The sequence below is a fragment of the Ohtaekwangia sp. genome, from assembly GCF_036786105.1.
In the GTDB taxonomy this organism is placed as follows: domain Bacteria; phylum Bacteroidota; class Bacteroidia; order Cytophagales; family Cyclobacteriaceae; genus Ohtaekwangia.
Map to the genome: position 1 here is coordinate 22,138 of NZ_DAIQRQ010000060.1, position 6,150 is coordinate 28,287.

At 44.8% G+C, this 6,150-nt stretch carries 6 protein-coding genes; 2 read left to right on the forward strand and 4 right to left on the reverse strand.

What is annotated here, in order from left to right; translation table 11 throughout:
- From V7Q33_RS19140 to V7Q33_RS19155, 4 genes are all read right to left on the reverse strand, one after another.
- Positions 1 to 1,021, reverse strand: a 1,021-nt coding sequence (locus V7Q33_RS19140) for an alpha-hydroxy-acid oxidizing protein (protein ID WP_333820913.1), incomplete at its 3' end; no start/stop codon positions are given.
- 49 nt (positions 1,022 to 1,070) lie between these two features.
- Positions 1,071 to 2,573, reverse strand: coding sequence for a hypothetical protein (locus V7Q33_RS19145; protein ID WP_333820914.1), 1,503 nt, complete (start codon positions 2,571 to 2,573; stop codon positions 1,071 to 1,073).
- Entirely contained in the window at positions 2,557 to 3,111 is a 555-nt protein-coding gene (locus V7Q33_RS19150) for an RNA polymerase sigma factor (RefSeq protein WP_333820915.1), read from the reverse strand. The genes V7Q33_RS19145 and V7Q33_RS19150 overlap by 17 nt, the downstream gene beginning before the upstream one ends.
- Positions 3,112 to 3,179: 68 nt before the next feature.
- The gene (locus V7Q33_RS19155) at positions 3,180 to 4,169 is read right to left on the reverse strand and encodes an Ig-like domain-containing protein (RefSeq protein WP_333820916.1); all 990 of its coding nucleotides are present in this window, start codon (positions 4,167 to 4,169) and stop codon (positions 3,180 to 3,182) included.
- A gap of 78 nt (positions 4,170 to 4,247) precedes the next feature.
- On the opposite strand from V7Q33_RS19155, the gene V7Q33_RS19160 reads away from it, so the two are divergent.
- A complete protein-coding gene (locus V7Q33_RS19160) occupies positions 4,248 to 5,495 on the forward strand; it encodes a competence/damage-inducible protein A (protein ID WP_333820918.1) in 1,248 nt (415 codons plus the stop codon).
- Between the two features lie 16 nt (positions 5,496 to 5,511).
- A complete protein-coding gene (locus V7Q33_RS19165) occupies positions 5,512 to 5,757 on the forward strand; it encodes a hypothetical protein (RefSeq protein WP_331984071.1) in 246 nt (81 codons plus the stop codon).
- The last annotated feature ends 393 nt before the right edge of the window (positions 5,758 to 6,150 follow it).

The window sequence follows — 6,150 nt, forward strand, 5'->3', positions numbered from 1 at the left end:
GAACAACCTCTGCTACAGCCGGTAGTGCATCCAACGTAGCAATGGCACCATCTACTTGCCGGCCTCCGTGGTTGGAGATGATTATGCCATCCATACCATGATCTATAGCTTTGCGAGCATCATCGGGGTGAAGAATGCCTTTTAAGAGAATAGGAAGTTTAGTATGCTTCCGCAGAAAGGAGAGATCGCTCCATGCGGTAGCAGGATTTGAATAGGTAGCAGTAAATTTCTGAACGGCTTGGACGGGCCTGCCGGATCTTAATTTTTGAATGAAGCCGCTGCCGGGATAGTTGTTCACCATTTTAACAAGACCCGCTATACTTTGAAATGTTATCTTTCTGTTTACCGGCACGCGATCTTCTGGTTCATCCAGCATCTTTTGAAACACCGGGTCGGATGTATACTGCGCTATACCTTTACCTTCAAGAAAAGGAAGATAGGCAAGCTCCAGGTCGCGTGTGCGCCAGCCGAGCAACGTTGTATCGAGTGTAACAACAATAGCACTGCATCCGCAATGTTCAGCACGTTGCACAAAGCTCGCAACCAGTTCGCGCGATTTGCTCCAGTATAACTGAAACCACCGCGGACTATTGTTCATCACGGCCGCGCATTGCTCCATAGGCTTGCTTGCCTGATTGGAAAATATATATGGTATACCTAACGATGCTGCAGCTTTTGCTACGGCTATATCGGCATCGCGGTGCACCATCTCCAATACACCAACAGGCGATAGCAGAAAGGGTGAAGGAAGTTTATGGCCGAATAATGTGATGGAGGTATCGCGCTCGCTTACATTGCAGAGCATGCGTGGCACAATGCTATAGTTAGCGAACGCCTGCCGGTTGTTTTGCAGAGTGCTTTCCATGCCTGCGCCGCCTGCGATATAGGCATACGCCTTCCGGCTCATGTGCCGTTTGGCGGCTTGCTCGAGTGCAACAGGATCAACGTTTATTTTGGGCCGTATACCGGCAAAACCATTCAGGTATATTTCCTTCTGCCAGTCGGAAGCGGAGAATTTCATAGTGGCATGCAGTTCACTAAAAATACTCTTTATGTCCCACATCTGCTAATCAGAACCGATAGACCATTCCCATGCCGATCGCTGCATGATAGGGCTTCAATGTGAAAGGCTCGTTCAGCTTTTCTTTTACGCGAATTGCATGCGTGAATCCCGGCTGCAGGTATATATTTACCCGGTTGGTTACTGTAAGCTCCAGGCGATAGAGCAACTGGTAATTAAAGTAACTCGAATGTGCATTCCGGTAGCTGTTGCCTTCTGCGGATTGTTTGAATCCCTGCTGGTATTGAATCCCTGCGCCAAACTTGTGCATCAACCGATCGGTTTTCAGGTGATAAAATATACCCGTTGCTATTCCGGCATTTTGCATGGCGTACGAAAATTCTTTTTGCGTTGTGCCGGGCTTCAGTGTGTAATGCATGGGGTCATCTTTTTTAATGGTATTCACTTTGCCGGCACTGTATAGATACGTGATCGTTTCCTGCTGCTGGTAATAGGAGGCTCCTATATACCATTCCAGTTTATGACGCACAGGCAACTGGAAGCCGGCATCGAATGAGAAACCTGCCCTGTTCATCGAAAATATACCATCTGGTTTAAGTCCGGTAACATTAACCTGGTCGTTGCCTTTGGGAGTAACTTTTTGATAAGCAAGCGTTGGTGATACTGTTATATATACTGCCGGTCTGAATTTTTTGGAATAGCTTTTTTTGCGCAGGTCTTCTCCGGGCCTGGTTGTTAGGTTGTCTTTCTTTTTTGTTGTTGTCATAAGAGAAGAATCTGTCTTGATTTTCTCAACGGTAATAGCATTACCGGTTGGAGCGGTAGTTTTGTTATTGATGTCGCTTTCTGTTGAGTTGGTTGCTGCGTTGCTTACGATTTTCACTGCGTTATCCTCGTTGATGGTATTGCCATCAATGTTACTTTCAGAAGTAATTGATGTGCTGGAATTTGATGTGGAATTACCGGTTGTGTTCAGAGATATACCACTTTCATCTATTCTATCGATTGGCTGGACGGAAGTATTCGTCTTAGTCGAATAGGAGGATATAGGTTCTTTACCTTTCCGCGCAAGATTCATTGAGTTGCCTAGCCCCTTGTTACGCTTTGCCGGATGACGCTGTTGATGATTGTTGAGCGATGATTGATCGACTCCGGATGGTTCATTTTGAGCCGTAATGGTAGTTGAAGATTTCTGCGATTTATTCGAATGATCAATACCGCCGGATTCATATAGTGCTGAGCCTTCATTCGATTTTGAATGATTTGGTTTTACGGAAATTTTATCCTGCTGTTTGTTGGTATTTTGAATAGGAGCCGGGGTGTCGGCTACTACCTGATTCGGTATACTTCCCGGAGTGAAGAATAAAAACAACCCGATCAGTAAAATCGCAGACACAACATCGCCTCCAAAGGTAAGCCACTTGCGCGAGTCGTAACGCGACAGCGACAGGATGGCATCCAGATCATCCCAATCATCGCCCGGGTCTTCGGTGTAATTATGGAGCCGGGTTTTAATGTTGTTCCAAAAATCTTTTTCAGGCAAGCTTTTCATAGCGCTTAATTCCAATCCGGTTTAACTTTTCCTTGAGCAAATACTTGGCATGGTGAAGCTGCGAACGCGATGTTCCTTCGGTTATGTTCAGCAGCGCAGCGATCTCGGTATGACTGTATCCTTCTACTTCAAACAAGTTGAAGATCATCCGGCAACCCGAAGGAAGCTCGTTGATTATAGTGATCAGAAATTCATCCGATAAATGGGCCAGTATATCTTCTGTATCTATACCTGCTATATCATAGTCGGTAGAAGTATAGAGCGATTGATCTGCTTTCCTACTCTTATGATAGTGATCTATTGCTGTGCGCACAGCAACCGACTTCATCCAGCTCTCCAGTTTCGCGGAGTCTGTTACCTGCTCTATCTTCGAGAAGATCTTGATGAAGGTTTCCTGCAACATATCCTTCGCATCTTCCCGGCTTTTGGCATAGCGTCTGCATAATCCCATGAGTCGCGCCTTGAACAGGTCGTACAAAATCCGCTGTGCGGATGCATCTTTCTTTTTACAGCGTTCCAGCAAGTGTTGATACTGCATAAACAGGTTTTGGTCTTCACCGTGAAGTGAAGACCGGGTATGGGTTGTTTTTTAGTTGTTCATCTGGATCAATGCACGTTTATTCGCACACCTGCTTCTTTGCACTGCGCTCCATAGCATACCTTGTAGCGAAGGCTGTCGGTATAAGGGCGCGGAATGCTATCGGTAACTTTATAATCGATTCGCGATCCGCTTTGCATGGTAGCCTTTCCATATACCGGGGCTTTGGAGATAGAGAAGGTATAGTATGCAGTGTCCTGGCAGAGCACATCGTTACGGAATACATACAGGCGAATGGAATCAGCTGCAGTAGTATCTGTCGGAATATTGAACAGGTCGCTATTCAGTTGCACCGTGCAGGGTTTTTCTTTGGATATATATACTACGCCAAAACCAACTTTGGTAGTATCGGTGGAAGAATATACTTTATAGATAATCTTGTCTGTGCCGGAGAAAGAACCGTTGGGTGTGTACTGAATCGTATTGCCGGTTACAGTGGCTGTTCCGTAATACGGAGGGAAGCCAACAGCAGGTTTATAAACTTCCAACACAAGAGACGATGAATCGCCACACAGAATGTCGTTCCGCAGCACGGGAATATTTACGGCACCCGTCACGTTGAAAACAGAGTCGTTACGTGGATAGTAGCCACACGGTAATTGTGTAGTGTCGTTTTCTACAATGATTACAATGCTGTCGAGTCTGATAAACTCGTTTGCTGTTGAGTAAATGGAGAAGGCAATAGCATCTGAACCGGTCTTAAAGGTATGGTCGGGTGAATATTGGAGAAATCCATCGCTGAGCTCGGTTAGGTTTCCATGACGCGGCTGACCGGAAACGTTCAATCGTACGGTGCCGAGTGTTTTTACTTTCGAGTACAAATCGATATAGGCCGAGCCGTTGGGCAGTACATATACCTTCTGATCGCTGATATCAACGTTGGTATCAGAAGGGGATGGATCATTTTCCAATACATCACACGAGTAGAGGATCATAACCATGGCTGCGAGCAGGAGCATCCGGACCCGGTGGGTAATTTTTACAGGGATGGTATTCATGGGATTGTTTGTTTATTAGGTAAGACTGGTTTCCTTTGCAGAACGTTGGAAGGCGTATAAAATTTTTGCAAGTAATCTATGAAGACAATTCTGGCAGAGCTCCTGACGATAGGAGATGAGATTCTTTACGGACAGATCGTTGATACCAATTCGCAATGGATGAGTGTTGAGCTTAGCAATGCAGGTATTAAAGTGATTAGGAAAACAACGGTAGGTGATCAGGAACAGGAGATACTAACAGCCTTGGCAGAAGCAGAGAAACGTGCCGATATAATATTGATTACCGGTGGACTAGGCCCCACAAACGATGATCTTACCAAACCTTGCCTGGCCAAATATTTTAATTGCGAACTAAAGATACATGAAGAGGCGCTGGCCGAAGTAACGGAGTTTTTTACCAGCCGCGGCCGCGAGCTTACCGAGATAAACCGCCAGCAGGCAGCGCTGCCGGTGTGTTGTGAGAAGATCACAAATATACTCGGCACAGCACCGGGCATGTGGTTTGAACGCAACGGAAAAGTGTTTATGTCGATGCCCGGAGTGCCGCATGAGATGAAGCGCATGATGACCGACCTGGTTATACCCAGGCTCAAGAAAACATTTCAAACACCGGCTATACATCACAAGGTTATTCGCACGGTAGGTATAGGTGAATCGTTTCTGGCAGAGAAGATTGCCGATTGGGAAAATGCCTTACCATCACATATCAAGCTTGCTTACCTGCCCAGTTTAGGTGAAGTAAAGTTGCGCCTCACCAGTATAGGAAATACAACGGAGGCCCTGGCGAAAGAAACCGATGCGCTTATTGAAAAATTGAAAGAACGTGTCGGGCAGTTTATTTACGGATATGGGGAAGACCCGCTGGAAGTAGTGCTTGGCAGAACACTGATGGAGAAAAAGCTTACCCTGTCTGTAGCAGAAAGTTGTACCGGCGGATATCTGTCGCATATGATCACCAGTGTGCCGGGAAGCTCTTCATATTTCCTGGGAAGTATAATTCCTTACGACTATGCCATTAAAATGCGACAGCTGGGCGTGAAGCCGGAAACGCTGGAGCAATACGGTGCGGTAAGTGAAGAGACGATTCGCGAAATGGCAAACCTGGTGCGTGCTAAATTTAATACAGATATAGGTGTAGCCACCAGCGGTATAGCAGGGCCGGGCGGAGCAACACCGGAGAAACCCGTGGGCACGGTATGGATTGCCTATTCTGACAAACACCAAACCGTAACTCGTAAACTGCAGCTATCAAAAGAAAGGTTGTTGAATATAAAGATGGCATCGCTTGCGGTGTTGAACTTGATTCGTTTGAGTTTGCCGAAGTAATTATGTATTTTTAAACATGAATTCTGTAAAAGAAAATCTTCATGGAATAATTGATAGCATTGACGATGAGGCATTGCTTGAATCGATCTATGAGTTTTTAGAAACGAGAAAAGAACAACAGCAAGGAAAAATCTGGGAAAGTCTTACTCCGTTGCAAAAGCAGAATATACTCGAAGCCGAGCAGGATATTCATGACCATCCTGAGGAGCACGTTAGCCATGATGAAATGAGAAAAAGAAATAAAAAGTGGTTAGAGAAATAATCTGGAATAAAAAAGCCACTCTCCAATTCCAAATTATTCAAGAATATCTTTCTCAAAAATGGGGTGAACAATCTGAGCGAAAGTTTACACGAAGATTATTTGATTTTCTGGATATCCTTCAAAAATATCCATTTATAGGAGAAGTTCAATATGCTAATAAGGACGTTCGAGGTTTTGTGCTGAGTTCACAAACGAAACTATTTTACAAGGTAACGACAAATGCTATTTTATATTTTGGCATTCTATGATACTCGTTGCGATTCAGAGTATTTCATTGAATGAATGTTGATCAATGGGATTATGTAATTTTTGAATGAGTGTACTTTACATTTGAACGTCATGAAACAGCCAATCACTAAATTTTCTGAAGAAGATATCAACGAGCGTTTAAAG

Excerpts from the sequence above, each read along its gene's own strand:
- V7Q33_RS19145 (WP_333820914.1), bottom strand. The coding sequence starts at position 2,573 with ATGAAAAGCTTGCCTGAAAAAGATTTTTGGAACAACATTAAAACCCGG.
- V7Q33_RS19150 (WP_333820915.1), bottom strand. The coding sequence starts at position 3,111 with ATGCAGTATCAACACTTGCTGGAACGCTGTAAAAAGAAAGATGCATCC.
- V7Q33_RS19155 (WP_333820916.1), bottom strand. The coding sequence starts at position 4,169 with ATGAATACCATCCCTGTAAAAATTACCCACCGGGTCCGGATGCTCCTG.
- V7Q33_RS19160 (WP_333820918.1), top strand. The coding sequence starts at position 4,248 with ATGAAGACAATTCTGGCAGAGCTCCTGACGATAGGAGATGAGATTCTT.
- V7Q33_RS19165 (WP_331984071.1), top strand. The coding sequence starts at position 5,512 with ATGAATTCTGTAAAAGAAAATCTTCATGGAATAATTGATAGCATTGAC.